Source organism: Amycolatopsis sp. NPDC051371 (assembly GCF_040682155.1).
In the GTDB taxonomy this organism is placed as follows: Bacteria; Actinomycetota; Actinomycetes; order Mycobacteriales; family Pseudonocardiaceae; genus Amycolatopsis.
The window spans coordinates 188,396-201,634 of record NZ_JBFBAG010000011.1 but is presented as its reverse complement, the minus strand read 5'-3'; the positions used below and the strand labels follow the sequence as shown (position 1 = coordinate 201,634).

Here is a 13,239-nt window from a genome sequence, read left to right as displayed (position 1 = left end):
AGATCGAACACCTGTTCTAGTGAATGACGTCGTAGACGAGCTTCTGGATCCCGTTGCCGTAGGACTCGCTGTCGACGAGCTTCAGGGCCTGCTTGTCCTTGTCGGTCTCGCTGAACAGCCGCTTGCCCGCGCCGAGCAGCACCGGGAACACCAGCAGGTGGTAGCGGTCGACCAGGCCGGCGTCGGCGAGCGCGCGGTTCAGCGCCGCGCTGCCGTTGACGATGATCGGGCCGCCCTCGGTCTCCTTGAGCGCGGCGACGTCGTCGAGGGATCGGAGGATGGTCGTCTCGCCCCAGTTCGTCACCAGGTCGGACTCCTGGAGGGTGGTCGACACGACGTACTTCGGCATCGCGTTGTAGCCCGCGAACTCGACCGTCATGCCCGGCCACACCGGCGCGAACGCCTGGTAGCTGACCCGGCCGAGCAGCAGTGCCGTCGCCTCTTCCTGCTCGGCGCCCTTGATGGCGTAGGCGGCGGGGTCGAACTCGATGTCCTTGAAGGTCCAGCCGGAGTTGCGGTAGCCCGGCTCTCCGCCGGGTCCTTCGACGACGCCGTCGAGCGAGACGAACGAGGTGGAGATCAGGGTGCGCATGCGGGTGCTCCTAGGTCGATCTTGCGTGCTTCCACCAGTGTGTCGAACGACGTCGGCCGGATTCGACAGCGCCGCGCGGAAAACTTCCGACGCACTGCCCGGCGCGAAAGTGGGTCTTGCCCGTGGTCGCCCGGACTCGTACAGTCACTCCCACGCCGGACAAAGGTCTGAACCTGTGTCCGGTCACCGCCGCCTCGAGTGACACAGGAGGTTGACGGTGCGCAGACTTCGCGGCGCGGGCGTGCTCGCGGCGGTCGTGACGGGGCTCGCGGTCCTGGTCCCGAACGCGGACGCCCAGGTCGGCGGCGGGTCCTGGATCTCGGACTCGCCCAGCTTCAACACACAGGAAAAAGGGTGCGGCGACGTCTCCGGGCTCACCTTCAAGCTGACCTGCTCGTCGGCCAGCGGTGAGCAGCGGGCGGAACGCCGGTACACCACGTATTCCGGCGGCACCCACCAGTTCGAGGGTTCCTTCAAGATCACCAGCATGTCCGGCTCCCGGATCAGTCTCAAGCAGACGTTCCGGGACGGCTCGAGCGCCGGGCCGTACTTCCTGCTGGCCGTCGAGAAGGGCGGCCGGATGTACGCCGTCGAAGGCGGGGCGACGCTGGGCAGCGGCGCGACCGTCGGGACATCGGTGCGGGTCAACACGATCAACCAGGTCGGCAGCTCGCACAAGGTGTACCTCAACGGCTCGCTGAAGCAGACGATCTCGAGCCCGGGCGGCAGCTACTACGACAAGTTCGGCAGCTACCGCACGTCCAGCGGCGCGGGACCGATCACGGTGACGTGGAGCGGGATCAAATTCTGGCACAAGTAGCGGCCGGCGCCCCCGGTTCACGCCGGGGGCGCCGCCCACGCGTCGAGGCCGTCGTGGGCGGCCAGCCGCAGCCCGCTGGTGAACCGGCGGTGCGTCCCGGTGACCGGGTCGTCGAAGGCGAGGACGCGGGCCAGCAACTGCAGGGGTTTTGTGAAGTCGCCGAGGGGCTTCTCGCGCAGCTCGGGGTAGAAGTCGTCGCCCAGGATCGGGACGCCGAGGCCGCTCAGGTGCACGCGCAGCTGGTGCGTCCGCCCGGTCGAGGGCACCAGCCGGTACCGGCCCAGGCCGTCGCGGTGCCCGGCCAGCTCGACGTAGGTCTCGGCGTTCGGCTCGCCCGGCACCTCTTGCGCGGCCAGTACGCCGCGTTCCTTGACGATCCGGCTGCGCACGGTCCGCGGCAGTTCCAGCGCCGGGTCGTACGGCGCGATCGCCTCGTACTCCTTGTGGATCTTCCGGTCGCGGAAGAGCGTCTGGTACTTCCCGCGCAGCTCCGGCGTGATCACGAACATCACCAGCCCGGCGGTGACCCGGTCGAGGCGGTGCGCGGGGGAGAGGTGCGGCAGGTCGAGGTCGCGGCGCAGCCGCACGAGCGCCGTCTCGAGGATGTGCTGCCCGCGCGGGATGGTCGCCAGGAAGTGCGGCTTGTCGACGACCAGCAGGTGCTCGTCGCGGTGCACGACGCGGATGTCGAACGGCACCGGTACTTCGTCCGGCAGGTCGCGGTGGAACCAGATGAACGACCCGGGCGCGTACGGCTCGTCGACGCCGAGCGGGCCGTCGGCGCCGTGGATGCGTTCTTCGCGCAGCATCTGCTCGATCCGGTCCGGCGTCACCCGCGGGAGGCGGTCGACGAGATGCGCCAGCAGGGTCGGCCACTCGCCGTCGGGCAGTTTCAGCCGGGCGGGCTCCAGCCCGTGGCGGGGCGGAATCGGGGGCCGGAGCTTGCGTCTCATCGTCCCCCGACTGTAGCTAACCCTCCGACGGCGTCCGGTAGCGCGCGATGTAGCGGGCCGTCGCCTCGGCGTTCTTCGCCTCGGCCGCTTCGGCGCGGACGCGGCGGCCGGTGTGGTGCGGGAAGCCCTGCCGGCCGAGCCGGTGCTCGATGCTCTCCTCCATGTAGGCGCAGGAGTAGAAGTACGCGACGAGCGCCGCCATCAGCACCAGCGAGAGGCGCAGCCAGATCGAGCCGGGCAGCAGCAGCCACACCGCGCAGAGCGGCACGATGCCGACCGAGCGCTGGAGCACGTACCGGGCCCGCCAGTGCTTCGACGTCGCGTCGTGCAGGGCCCAGTCCTTGTAGCGGCCGGGCAGCTTGACGCCGATGGCGTAACCGAACCAGCGAAGTACACCAGGTCGTTCCATGAGGTCTAGAGTACACTAATAGTTAGTGTACTAATTGTCTCGTGGGCCACGTTAGGATCGCGCCATGATCGACCTGGGTGAGGACCCCCTGAAGCTCGACCGGCAGGTGTGTTTCGCGCTGTCGGTGGCTTCGCGCAGCGTGATCGCGATCTACCGGCCGCTGCTGGAGCCGTACGGCCTGACCCATCCGCAGTACCTGGTGATGCTGGCGCTGTGGGAGCGGTCGCCGCGGTCGGTGAAGGACCTGGGCGCGTCGCTGAGGCACGAGCCGGCGACGCTGTCCCCGCTGCTCAAGCGGCTGGAAGCGCTCGGCTACGTCACGCGCACCCGGAGCCGGTCCGACGAGCGCCAGCTGATCGTCGAGCTGACGAAATCCGGGCGGGCGTTGCGGGCCGAGGCCGAGAAGATCCCGTATCGCGTCGTCGAGACGCTGGGGATGGAGGTTTCCGAGCTGGAGGCGCTCCACGGCGTGCTGTCGCGGGTCATCGACGCCACGGCCTGAGGAATGCCCCGGTACCGGGCAGGGTTGAGCACGGTGTGCTGAAGATCAGGCTGGGCGTCGCGCCGGCGGCGGGGACCGGGCCGGCGGAGTTCGCCGGGCTCGCGGAACGGCTCGAGAGCGCCGGCGTCGACTCGCTGTGGCTGTCCGAGCTGGTGTACTCGCCCGAGGTCGACCCGATGATCGGCATGACGCACGCGCTGGCGCGGACGTCGAAGCTCAAGGTCGGCACGGGCGTCGCGATCCTGCCGGGGAGGCACCCGGTGCTGGTGGCGAAGCAGCTGCTGACGTTGGCGGGGTTGGCGCCGAAGCGGGTGCTGCCGGTGTTCGGGCTGCGCCCGGCGCGCCCGGCGGAGCACGACCTGTTCCCGGTGCCGGCCGGTCGGCGGGCGGCGGTGTTCGACGAGTCGCTCGTCTTGCTGCGGCGGTTGCTGGAGGAGGACAACGTCTCCTTCGACGGTTCTTTTTTCCAGGTATCCGACGTGTCTTTGGGGCCGCGCCCGGCGAAGCGCTTGGACGTGTGGTTGGGCGGCTCGGCTCCGGCGGCTTTGCGTCGGACGGGCCGGCTGGCTGACGGGTGGCTGGGGAGTTTCCACACGCCGTCGCAGGCGCGGGAGGCCGTTGTCGCGATCCAGGCCGCCGCGGCCGAGGCGGGGCGGGAAATCGAGGAAGACCACTTCGGGCTGAGCCTGGTGGTGGCCGATCGCGGCGTGCCTTCCGAGCTGGCGGCGATGGCGGCTCGGCGTAGTCCCGGGGTGCCGGTTTCGGAGTTGGTGGCGACCAGCTGGGCCGAGGCACGGCGGTTGGTGGAGCAGTACATCGAGGCGGGGCTGTCGAAGTTCGTCATCCGGCCGGGGCACGGGGATTTCGACGAGTTCCTGGAGAAGTTCCAGGCCGAGCTGGTACCGCTGCAGAACTGAGCCGTTCGGGTGAGCCGTGATCCCCGGCCTCAACCAGCGGCTGTACCCGCGCGTGTCCGCCGCGACCCCGATCGGACACCCGGAAGGACTCCCGCGATGCGTCGTTTCGCCCGGCTCGCGACCATCCTCGGCATCTCGGCGACAGTGGTGGCAGCGACCATCGGCACCGCTGATGCCAGGCCGGCCAGGTTCGCCGTCGCGGCTGTCCACTCGGCGGGCACGGGAGCCACGGCCGGGTCGCTGACGGGCACGATGAGCTGGTCGACCTCGCTGAAGTCCGTGACGTTGTCGAATGTCAAGCTGTTCGTCAAGGGCGGCGAATGCGTCAACTTCCAGCTCGACGGACGCCAGGGATCGGTCATCGTCGCCGGCATCAAGCGGTACCCGCCGAACGGCGGCAGCTACTGCCCGAGCGCGGACTACACGTGGTCGTTCGGGACGATCGGCCTCACGGCCGACAGCCCGGGTGGGATCGAGTACGTCGACTTCGACATCACCGACTACTGGCACGGTGTGCACGGCTGGGCCGTCTGCGACCGCGACGCCGCCGCCTGCTCCGGAGCCAACCACTGACGGGAGCTAGAACTCCAGCTGCTCCGCCTTCCGCGGCATGAGCAGCAACGCGACGACCGAGACCGCCGCCACCACCAGCAACCCGATGAACACGTAGTGCGTCGCCTCCGCCAAGGCCCCACGAACGAACGTCGCCACCGGTGAATCCGAGTGTCCGCCCAGCACCAGGCTCGTCGCGTCCACCGACGGTGGGAGCTTGCCCGCCACCTCCGCCGGCGGCGAAGCGAACCGCGAAGCCAGCGTCGCGTTGGCGATCGCGCCGAAGACCGCCGCTCCCACTGCGCTGCCCAGGGACCTGCTGAACAGGTTCGTCGCCGTCACCACACCGCGGCGGTCCCAGCCCACCACCGACTGGACCGCCACCAGCGTCGGGCTCGACGTCAAACCCAGGCCCAACCCCAGGACGAACGCCGCCAGCGCTGCCGCCCAGATCGACGATGACGCGTCCAGCAGGGCCACCAGGACGCCGCCGCCGACCACGAACACCGTGCCGATCAGTGCCGTGTCGCGGAAGCCGATGCGCAGGTAGATCTTGCCCGCCAGGGACGCCGAGAGCGGCCAGCCGACCGTCAGCGCCGCCACCGCGAACCCGGCCACCAGCGCGCCCGCGCCGAGCACGCCCTGTGCGTACGTCGGCAGGTACGACGTCAGGCCCATCAGGACCGCGCCGACCACCACCGCCAGCAGGTTGCCGCCCACCAGGATGCGCCGGGTGAACACCCACAGCGGCAGGACCGGTTCGGCGGCACGCTTCTCCACCAGGACGAACGCCACCAGCACCACCGCGCCCGTGACGAAGATCGCCACGCTCGGCACCGAGCCCCACGCCCACGCGACGCCGCCTTCGAGCAGGCCCAGGATCACCAGCGAGCAGCCGACCGTCAGCAGCGCCGCGCCCGTGTAGTCGACCTTGTGGGGCTTGCGCTCCACCCGCTCGGCGAAGTTGCGGAACAGCATCAGCGCGGCGATCGCACCCAGCGGCAGGTTGATGAAGAAGATCCACCGCCAGTCCAGGTACTCCGCGAACACGCCGCCGAGTGTCGGGCCGACCACCGACGCGATGCCCCAGACGCTCGCGACGTAACCCTGTACGCGGGCGCGTTCCTTCACCGTGTAGAGGTCGCCGATCACCGTCATCGACATCGGCTGGATCGCGCCCGCGCCGATGCCCTGCACCGCGCGCGCCGCGATCAGCACCGGCATGCTCCACGCGGCGCCGCACAGCACCGAGCCGACGAGGAACGCCGCGATCCCGAAGAACATCACCGGGCGGCGGCCGAGCACGTCGGCGAACTTGCCGTAGAGCGGGACGGTGACCGCCTGGGTGAGCAGGTAGACCGAGAACAGCCACGGGAACTGCGAAAACCCGCCGAGGTCGCGCACCACCGACGGGACGGCGGTCGCGATGATCGTGCTGTCCAGCGCGACCAGGGCGGTGCTCAGCATGACCGCGATCAGCACCGGGCCGCGCTCCGACCGGAAACCGACCCCCTTCACGCTGGTGGCGGGGGTGCTCGTCATCGGCGGGCTGCTCCTCGGGGCGGTCATGACCGGGGTCAACTACTTTGCAGTCCTAAGCATTCCATCCGGGGGCGCCGCACCCCAGCGAATTTCCGTCACAGTGCGCATCCCGGAAGATGGGTGGGATGAGCGACTGGATCCGGCCGATCGGCCAGGGGTGGGTGGTCCGCGACGCGGTGCCGGGCCCCGACGTCGACGAGTTCGCCGAGCCCGACCGCGTTGTCGCGGCGCTGGCCGCGCCCGGCGCCGCGGACAGCCTGCTGGCCGTGCAGCACCCGGCCCGCACGCCCGCGGCGCTGGCGAGCGGGCTCGACCTGGCCGCCGCGGTCCCGGTCGCGCGGGCCGTGCTCGAACGGCTCCGCAAGCGGTTCTACCGGCCGGTGCGGGAGTTCGTCGCGCCCTACCGGATCGAAGGGCCGGACGGCGTCGCGCTCGGCCTGCTGTGCCTGGTCGACCCGGCGGCGGTGACCGACGACGGCGCGGCGCGCGTCCGGCACACCGAGGACGTCTACGCCGACGTCGTGGCCGAGCGCGCGGCGGTGCTGGCCGGGCTGGGCTGCGCGACGAGCGCGGCGATGCTCGTCCCGGCGTCCGGCGGCGACGTGCTGACCGAGCAGGTCGAACGGGCCTGCGCCAGTCTCGGTTTGCCCGATCTGTCCACTTCGGACGCGGCCGGTCGGCGGCACGACCTGTGGGTGGTGCCGGCGGGGCCGTTGCAGAACCGGCTGCTGGCCGCGGTTGCCGGGGCCGATCTGCTGGTCGCCGACGGCAACCACCGGGTGGCCGCGGCCGCGGCGGCCGGGCACGGCGCGCTGCTGGCCCTGGTCACGGCGGGGCCGCAGCTGCGGATCGGCGCGATCGACCGGGTCCTGACGGGCACCGGGCTCGGCCCGGAGGACCTGGTGTCACGCTGGTGCGCGGCCGGCCTGGACGTCCGGTACGACGAGCACGCGGTGCCCGTCACGGGCGAGGTGGTGGTCCGCGCGGGTTCGGCGGTGCTGCGTATCCCGCTCCCGGAGCTGCCGGGGCCGGCACCGGTGATCGACCACGAGATCGTCGAACGGGTCCTGTTCGCCGAGGCGCTCGGGGTGGATCCGGACGGGCCGTGCGTGCTGCCGTTGCCCGCGGGCCGGCCGTTGCCCGCCGACGCGGACGCGGTGGTGCTGCTCGCGCCGGTGCGGTATTCGGACGTCCTCGCGGTGCACGCGGCCGGCCGGCGGATGCCGCGGAAGGCCACGTACTTCACGCCGAAGCCGCGGAGCGGGTTGGTGCTGGCGGAGCTCGAGCGGGTGGCGAGACTCGGCTGACCGGCGCGGCCTGAGCGTGAGTCAGCCCCGGGCGTCCCACCAGGTCAGGACCCGGGTCGCGATCAGCGTCAGCCACTTCGACGGCTCGCCCGGCGGGACGTCCACCTCGAACCACACCCGGCCGGTGTGCCGCTCGGTCTGGAGCCACGTCCCGTCCGGCTGCCGGGCCGCGCGGATCAGCTCGATCGCGTCCGCCATCCGCGGGTCGGGCCGGTCCGCGTCGCGGAAGTACGAAGCCGCGTTGAGCACGTCGTAGTACCACCGGATCGGGTACGAGAATTCGCCCACCCACGGCGCGATGGGCTCGCCCGTCGAAAGCCGCCGGAACAACCCGCGCTCCAGCAGGTACTCCTCGCCCGACAGCCGCGCCGCGCGGGTATCGGCCGTGCCTCCCGTGGCGGTTTCGAACGCGAGCAGGCCCTTGAGCGAGTTGAGCGTCGAGTGGACCGACGAGCGCGTCGCCCCCTCGATCCACTCGCAGTTCCAGCCGCCGTCGGGCAGCCGGTGCGAGACGAACCAGTCGGCGATCCCCGCGACGTCCGCGCCGAGCCACACCCCGTTCGCCAGCGTCCAGGCGTTGATGCAGCAGTCGACTTCGCCGTCCCAGTAGGGCAGGTTTTCGTACTCCCACTGGCTGTTTTCGGCCAGCAACGCGGCGGTTCCGCGCAACACCGACGCGTCCAACCCCCACTCGCGCAACGAGTTCAGCGTCCACGTCGTCGCCGTCCACGGCTGGGCTTCGCCGCCGTTGAAGCCCGCCGGGAAGAACGCGCCGCCCGCCCACTGGCCGTCGGGGTCCTGCAGTGCCAGCAGCCGCGCGCCGAAGCCTTGGGAGGCGACGCGCGCCCGCGTCGCCTCCCAAACGGACGGTGGCTCGCCCGCCAGGTCGCGCTCCACCTGCCAGCGCAGTGCCGGGTCGGAGTCGCGCAACCAGGCGAGCACGTCCATCAGGCCCCCGTGACGCCGTCGATGGCTTCGCGCAGGAAGTCGGCGTGGCCGTTGTGCCGCGCGTACTCGTGGATCATGTGCAGCATCACGAGGCGCAGCGAGACGTCCTCGCCCCAGCGCGCCTGGTGCCCGGTGACGTCCAGGGACTCGGCCGCCTCTTCGATCTTGCGCGACTGCTCCACTTCGGTCTGCCACGCTTCGAACGCTTCCGCGCGCGTCGAAGTGCTCGCGTCGTAGGCCGCCTGGAAGTCGCCCTCGGCCGACCACCGCAGCGGAACGTCCTCGGCGTTGATCACCCGCCGGAACCAGGTGCGCTCGACCTCCGCCATGTGCCTGACCAGGCCGAGCAGCGACAGCGTCGACGGCGGGCTCGACGCCCGGCGGAGGTCCTCGTCGGACAGTCCGTCGCACTTCATGGCGAGGGTGGCGCGGTGGAAGTCGAGGAACGTGCGCAGCATTTCGCGCTCGCCCCCGACCAGCGGCGGTTCGGGGCGTTCGGTAGTCACCGACAGTGTGTAACACACCGAGCAGTTTCCATAACAAGAGTGTCGGTGGGGTCAATTAGGATCCCCGGCGTGGACCTGCCCGTGATGCCGCCCGTCCGGCCGATGCTCGCGAAAGCCGTGCACGAGGTGCCCCGCACCCCGGGGCTGTTGTACGAGCCCAAGTGGGACGGCTTCCGCTGCGTCGTCTTCCGCGACGGCGACGAGATCGAGCTCGGCTCCCGCAACGACCGCCCGCTGACCCGGTACTTCCCGGAGCTGGTGGAGCTGCTGGCCGCCGCGCTGCCGCCCCGCTGCGTCGTGGACGGCGAGATCGTGCTGGTCACGCCCCAGGGGCTCGACTTCGAGGTGCTGCAGCTGCGGCTGCACCCGGCGGCGTCGCGCGTGCGCAAGCTCGCCGAGGAGACGCCCGCCAGCTTCATCGCCTTCGACCTGCTCGCCCTCGGCGACACCGACCTCACCGAGGCGCCCTTCCGCGAGCGGCGCAAGCAGCTCGAAAGCATCCTCCGCACCGAGGCCGAAGGCCTGCAGCGCGTCCACCTGACCCCGCTGAGCGAGGACCCCGACCAGGCCGAGGACTGGTTCACCCGGTTCGAGGGCGCGGGCTTCGACGGCGTCATGGCCAAGCCCGCCGACCTGCCGTACGAGCAGGACAAGCGCGTCATGCTGAAGGTCAAGCACGAGCGCACGGCCGACTGCGTCGTCACCGGGTTCCGCTGGCACAAGGACGGCGCCGGCGTCGGTTCCCTGCTGCTCGGCCTGTTCGACGACGAAGGCGTGCTGCACCACGTCGGCGTGGCCAGCAGCTTCACCAAGGCGCGGCGGGCCGAGCTGGTCGAGGAGCTGGCGCCGCTGCGGGAGAACGCGCTCGAGAACCACCCGTGGCGGTCCTGGGCCGAATACGAGCCCGAACCCGGTCGGCAACCCGGCGCGAACAGCCGCTGGGCGCCGCAGAAGGACCTGTCCTGGGAGGCGCTGCGCCCCGAGTGGGTGGCGGAGGTCCGCTACGAGCACCTGCAGGGCGGCCGGTTCCGCCACGGCGGGCGGCTGGTCCGGTTCCGGCCCGACCGCACACCGGAGTCGTGCACGTACGCCCAGCTCGACGAGGCGCCGCCCGCCGAGCTCGCGAAGCTGTTCGGGGAGGCGAGATGAGCGAGGCGATGCTGCTCGACGTCGACGGCGTCGAGGTCAAGATCAGCAGCCCGGACAAGGTCTACTTCCCGGAGCAGGGGCAGACGAAGCTCGAACTGGTCGAGTACTACCGGGCGGTCTCCGGGCCGCTGCTGGCCCGGCTCGGCGGGCGCCCGCTGCTGCTGGAGCGCTACCCGGACGGCGCCGGCGGCAAGAACTGGTTCCAGAAACGCGTGCCCAAGGGCGCGCCGTCGTGGCTGAGCACCACGGTCGTCTCGACGCCGAACGGCACGACGAGCGACGCCCTGGTCGCCAAGGACCTGGCCCACATCCTGTGGGCGGTGAACCTGGGCTGCCTCGGCTTCCACGTCTGGCCGTACCTCGCCGACACTCCGGAGGTCACCGACGAGCTGCGCGTCGACCTCGACCCGTCGCCCGGGATCGGGTTCGACGACCTGCGCGAGGCCGCGCTGCTGACCAGGGATTTCCTGGCCGAGCACGGCATCGAAGGGCACCTGAAGACGTCCGGCTCGCGGGGGCTGCACCTGTACGTGATGCTCGAGCCGCGCTGGGACAGCTTCCAGGTTCGGGCCGCGGCGGTCGCGCTCGCGCGGGCCCTGGAGCGGCGGCACCCGGAGAAGATCACCGCGCAGTGGTGGAAGGAAGAGCGCGGCTCGCGCGTGTTCGTCGACTTCAACCAGAACGCGCCGCACAAGACCGTGTTCGGCACGTGGTGCGTGCGGCCGCGGGTGGGCGGCCAGGTGTCCACGCCGATCGGGTGGGACGAGCTGGACGGCGTCGAGCCCGACGCGTTCACGCTGAGCACGGTGCCGGCCCGGGTCGCCGAGCGTGGCGATCCGTGGGCCGGGGCGGGGGAGCGGCCGCAGTCGATCGCGCCGCTGCTGGAGATGTCCGAAGTGGACATGAAGAACGGGCTGATGGACGCGCCGTGGCCGCCGGTGTACCCGAAGATGCCGAACGAGCCGCCCCGCGTCGCGCCGAGCCGGGCGAAGAAGGCGTGAGGTGGCCGAAGTGTCCACGGTCGCCGAATGCCCGGCCGACGACGGGTTCCTGCTCGCGCTGATGACGGCGATGACGGCCGAGCTGGTCGTGGTCTACGACTTGCCGCCGGACTCCCGCCCGCGCCCGCTGGACCCGGCGACCCGGTACCTGCTGGCCCGTGACGGCCCGCGGGCGATCGGGTGTTGCGCGGTGGAGCCGGTCGGGCCGGGCTTGTACGAGCTGAAACGGATGTTCGTCGCCCCGGACGCGCGCGGCACGGGCGTGTCGACGGCGCTGGTGGCGGAGTCCGAGCGGATCGCGCGGAGCGGGGGAGGGTGCGGCTGCGGCTGGAGACGGGTGTGCGCCAGCCGGCGGCGATGCGGCTGTACGAGCGGGCGGGGTACCGGCGCGTGCCGAACTTCCCGCCGTACGAGGACGATCCCGAGTCGGTTTGCTACGAAAAGCTCCTCGCGACACCCGAGACGAGCTAGAGCTCCAAGTCGAGACTGAGCTGACCGAGGTCGTCGCCGGTCGGGGCGACTCGGACGCCCACCGGCGGGGCGGGCAGCGTCGCGACGCACGCCGGGCAGGGTGCGACCTCGGACGTCGTCAAGTCCACCGGCTTCCAGCTGCGGGACTCCTTCTCGCCGCACGCCGAACGGCGGTAGCGGAGGTCGCCGGAGCGGGTCATCACGTGGGCCAACGGCACTTCTTCGGGCAGCACGCCGACCAGGTACCAGCGTGGTGCGCTCACCTCGGTGGTCGTCATGGCCGCCAGTCTCCGTCGCCGCCTCCGCGACCGGCGGGCATTTGCCGAACGTCGGCGTGGCGACCGGAAGTCAGGCCGGCAGGTACCGGGTGATGTACATCAGCCCGCGCTCGTCGACCGCCGACGGATCCGCAGCGACGCACCGTTCCAGGTCCGCCAGCACCGCGCCGGTGTCCAGACCCGCGCCGATCAGCACCAGCTCCGTGCGCCGGGGCGCGCCGGACAGCCACGCCGACCGCTCGAGCTGCACGAACCCGCCGACGGTGTGCAGGTGGAAGCGCTCATCGGCGGCGAAGTCCGCCTGGCCCTTCATCCGGTAGAGCCCGGCCGGCCGCCGCTCGAGGAACTCGACGAACGCGCGGGGGGCGAGCGGCGTCTCCGCGGTGAAGGTGACCGTCTCGTACCGGGCGTGCAGGTGCTCCGAGTGGTCGTCCTCGCGCAGGTCGTCGAAGGACAGCTGACCCACTCGCTCGCCGCGGGGCTCGGGGTCGAAGAACAGCCGCGGGTCGACGCGCCCGTGCGAGGTGACCAGCAGCGGACGGCCCGGCGCCAGTTCCTCGACGGTCGCGGTGACCTTGGCCAGCGCCTCGGCGGACACCCGGTCGGCCTTGTTCAGCACCACCAGGTCGGCCAGCCGCAGGTGGTCGGCCAGTTCGGGGTGCCGTTCGCGCGCGGCCTCGAACTCGGCGGCGTCCACGACCTCCGCGAGCCCGCCGTAGCGGATGTCCGGGTTCTCGCTGGCGATCATCAGCCGGATCAGGTCGCGTGGCTCGGCGATGCCGCTGGCCTCGACGACGATGACGTCGATCCCCGCCTCCGCGCTCGAGAGCCGGCCGAGCATCGCGTCGAGCCCGCTGCTGTCGACCGCGCAGCACAGACAGCCGTTGCCGAGCGAGACCATGGTGTCGACCTGCCCGGCGACGGCCAGCGCGTCGACGTTCACGCTGCCGAAGTCGTTGACCACGACGCCGACCCGGGCGCCCTCGCGGTTGGCGAGCAGGTGGTTGAGCAGCGTCGTCTTGCCCGCGCCGAGGAACCCGGCGACGAGGACCACGGGGATCTTGCGCACGAAACGACTCTAACGCCGCGCGCGGGCGCGTCGATACACGGGTGACCGCCGGCGGAGTAGGCCGTTCGCCGAATGCCCACGAGAAGACGCAGGCGGCGCGGCGGAAAAGGATCACCCCCTTTTCACTGTCCACAGTGATCGATTGACGGAAAATGCGCTCCGACATGTCCGGATAACGCTTGGTAGTAGCCAATTTCCAGTGTTTTCCCTGGCGAGGGTATTG

16 protein-coding genes and 1 pseudogene are annotated in these 13,239 nt (G+C 71.0%); 9 read left to right on the top strand and 8 right to left on the bottom strand.

Annotated features, from left to right (window positions below):
* Positions 1-16 precede the first annotated feature (16 nt).
* Positions 17-592, bottom strand: coding sequence for a dihydrofolate reductase family protein (locus AB0M59_RS16820; RefSeq protein ID WP_364615435.1), 576 nt, complete (start codon positions 590-592; stop codon positions 17-19).
* Between the two features lie 241 nt (positions 593-833).
* On the opposite strand from AB0M59_RS16820, the gene AB0M59_RS16815 reads away from it, so the two are divergent.
* Positions 834-1,412 carry a hypothetical protein gene (locus tag AB0M59_RS16815; protein WP_364615491.1) on the top strand — a complete coding sequence of 193 codons (579 nt, stop codon included), beginning with the start codon at positions 834-836 and terminating at the stop codon, positions 1,410-1,412.
* Between the two features lie 17 nt (positions 1,413-1,429).
* Here the strand turns inward: AB0M59_RS16815 and AB0M59_RS16810 are convergent, their stop codons facing one another.
* On the bottom strand, positions 1,430-2,365 hold the full coding sequence (locus AB0M59_RS16810; protein ID WP_364615432.1) for an RluA family pseudouridine synthase: 936 nt from the start codon (positions 2,363-2,365) through the stop codon (positions 1,430-1,432).
* 16 nt (positions 2,366-2,381) lie between these two features.
* On the bottom strand, positions 2,382-2,774 hold the full coding sequence (locus AB0M59_RS16805) for a DUF5313 domain-containing protein (RefSeq protein ID WP_364615429.1): 393 nt from the start codon (positions 2,772-2,774) through the stop codon (positions 2,382-2,384).
* A gap of 64 nt (positions 2,775-2,838) precedes the next feature.
* On the opposite strand from AB0M59_RS16805, the gene AB0M59_RS16800 reads away from it, so the two are divergent.
* From AB0M59_RS16800 to AB0M59_RS16790, 3 genes are all read left to right on the top strand, one after another.
* Positions 2,839-3,276 carry a MarR family transcriptional regulator gene (locus AB0M59_RS16800; RefSeq protein WP_364615426.1) on the top strand — a complete coding sequence of 146 codons (438 nt, stop codon included), beginning with the start codon at positions 2,839-2,841 and terminating at the stop codon, positions 3,274-3,276.
* A gap of 35 nt (positions 3,277-3,311) precedes the next feature.
* Positions 3,312-4,193, top strand: a complete 882-nt coding sequence (locus AB0M59_RS16795) for a TIGR03854 family LLM class F420-dependent oxidoreductase (RefSeq protein ID WP_364615423.1) — start codon at positions 3,312-3,314, stop codon at positions 4,191-4,193.
* A 96-nt stretch (positions 4,194-4,289) separates the two neighbouring features.
* Positions 4,290-4,766: a hypothetical protein gene (locus AB0M59_RS16790; protein ID WP_364615420.1), complete on the top strand. Its 477-nt coding sequence runs from the start codon at positions 4,290-4,292 to the stop codon at positions 4,764-4,766.
* A gap of 6 nt (positions 4,767-4,772) precedes the next feature.
* Here AB0M59_RS16790 and AB0M59_RS16785 read toward each other — a convergent pair whose 3' ends face one another.
* On the bottom strand, positions 4,773-6,287 hold the full coding sequence (locus AB0M59_RS16785) for an MDR family MFS transporter (RefSeq protein WP_364615417.1): 1,515 nt from the start codon (positions 6,285-6,287) through the stop codon (positions 4,773-4,775).
* Positions 6,288-6,412: 125 nt separating this feature from the next.
* Between AB0M59_RS16785 and AB0M59_RS16780 the strand changes: the two genes are divergently transcribed.
* A complete protein-coding gene (locus AB0M59_RS16780) occupies positions 6,413-7,594 on the top strand; it encodes a DUF1015 family protein (protein ID WP_364615414.1) in 1,182 nt (393 codons plus the stop codon).
* Positions 7,595-7,615: 21 nt separating this feature from the next.
* Here AB0M59_RS16780 and AB0M59_RS16775 read toward each other — a convergent pair whose 3' ends face one another.
* Both AB0M59_RS16775 and AB0M59_RS16770 read right to left on the bottom strand, forming a co-directional pair.
* Positions 7,616-8,542, bottom strand: a complete 927-nt coding sequence (locus tag AB0M59_RS16775; protein WP_364615411.1) for a squalene cyclase — start codon at positions 8,540-8,542, stop codon at positions 7,616-7,618.
* Positions 8,542-9,048: a DinB family protein gene (locus tag AB0M59_RS16770; protein WP_364615408.1), complete on the bottom strand. Its 507-nt coding sequence runs from the start codon at positions 9,046-9,048 to the stop codon at positions 8,542-8,544. The genes AB0M59_RS16775 and AB0M59_RS16770 overlap by 1 nt, the downstream gene beginning before the upstream one ends.
* A 69-nt stretch (positions 9,049-9,117) precedes the next feature.
* Here AB0M59_RS16770 and AB0M59_RS16765 point away from each other — a divergent pair, with 69 nt between their 5' ends.
* From AB0M59_RS16765 to AB0M59_RS16750, 4 genes and pseudogenes are all read left to right on the top strand, one after another.
* Positions 9,118-10,197 (top strand): ATP-dependent DNA ligase, encoded by a 1,080-nt coding sequence (locus AB0M59_RS16765; protein ID WP_364615405.1) that lies wholly within the window; start codon positions 9,118-9,120, stop codon positions 10,195-10,197.
* On the top strand, positions 10,194-11,198 hold the full coding sequence (gene ligD / locus AB0M59_RS16760; RefSeq protein WP_364615402.1) for a non-homologous end-joining DNA ligase: 1,005 nt from the start codon (positions 10,194-10,196) through the stop codon (positions 11,196-11,198). Before AB0M59_RS16765 ends, ligD begins: the two co-directional genes overlap by 4 nt.
* A gap of 61 nt (positions 11,199-11,259) precedes the next feature.
* Positions 11,260-11,457 (top strand): annotated as a pseudogene (locus AB0M59_RS16755) (GNAT family N-acetyltransferase); the annotation flags it as partial.
* A 56-nt stretch (positions 11,458-11,513) separates the two neighbouring features.
* Positions 11,514-11,669 carry a hypothetical protein gene (locus AB0M59_RS16750; RefSeq protein WP_364615494.1) on the top strand — a complete coding sequence of 52 codons (156 nt, stop codon included), beginning with the start codon at positions 11,514-11,516 and terminating at the stop codon, positions 11,667-11,669.
* Here the strand turns inward: AB0M59_RS16750 and AB0M59_RS16745 are convergent.
* Complete coding sequence (locus AB0M59_RS16745) at positions 11,666-11,947, bottom strand: hypothetical protein (RefSeq protein WP_364615399.1); 282 nt, start codon at positions 11,945-11,947, stop codon at positions 11,666-11,668. The genes AB0M59_RS16750 and AB0M59_RS16745 overlap by 4 nt on opposite strands.
* A gap of 70 nt (positions 11,948-12,017) precedes the next feature.
* Positions 12,018-13,016, bottom strand: coding sequence for a GTP-binding protein (locus AB0M59_RS16740; RefSeq protein WP_364615395.1), 999 nt, complete (start codon positions 13,014-13,016; stop codon positions 12,018-12,020).
* Between the last annotated feature and the right edge of the window lie 223 nt (positions 13,017-13,239).

Excerpts from the sequence above, each read along its gene's own strand:
- AB0M59_RS16820 (WP_364615435.1), bottom strand. The coding sequence starts at position 592 with ATGCGCACCCTGATCTCCACCTCGTTCGTCTCGCTCGACGGCGTCGTC.
- AB0M59_RS16810 (WP_364615432.1), bottom strand. The coding sequence starts at position 2,365 with ATGAGACGCAAGCTCCGGCCCCCGATTCCGCCCCGCCACGGGCTGGAG.
- AB0M59_RS16805 (WP_364615429.1), bottom strand. The coding sequence starts at position 2,774 with ATGGAACGACCTGGTGTACTTCGCTGGTTCGGTTACGCCATCGGCGTC.
- AB0M59_RS16800 (WP_364615426.1), top strand. The coding sequence starts at position 2,839 with ATGATCGACCTGGGTGAGGACCCCCTGAAGCTCGACCGGCAGGTGTGT.
- AB0M59_RS16790 (WP_364615420.1), top strand. The coding sequence starts at position 4,290 with ATGCGTCGTTTCGCCCGGCTCGCGACCATCCTCGGCATCTCGGCGACA.
- AB0M59_RS16785 (WP_364615417.1), bottom strand. The coding sequence starts at position 6,287 with ATGACGAGCACCCCCGCCACCAGCGTGAAGGGGGTCGGTTTCCGGTCG.
- AB0M59_RS16780 (WP_364615414.1), top strand. The coding sequence starts at position 6,413 with ATGAGCGACTGGATCCGGCCGATCGGCCAGGGGTGGGTGGTCCGCGAC.
- AB0M59_RS16775 (WP_364615411.1), bottom strand. The coding sequence starts at position 8,542 with ATGGACGTGCTCGCCTGGTTGCGCGACTCCGACCCGGCACTGCGCTGG.
- ligD (WP_364615402.1), top strand. The coding sequence starts at position 10,194 with ATGAGCGAGGCGATGCTGCTCGACGTCGACGGCGTCGAGGTCAAGATC.
- AB0M59_RS16745 (WP_364615399.1), bottom strand. The coding sequence starts at position 11,947 with ATGACGACCACCGAGGTGAGCGCACCACGCTGGTACCTGGTCGGCGTG.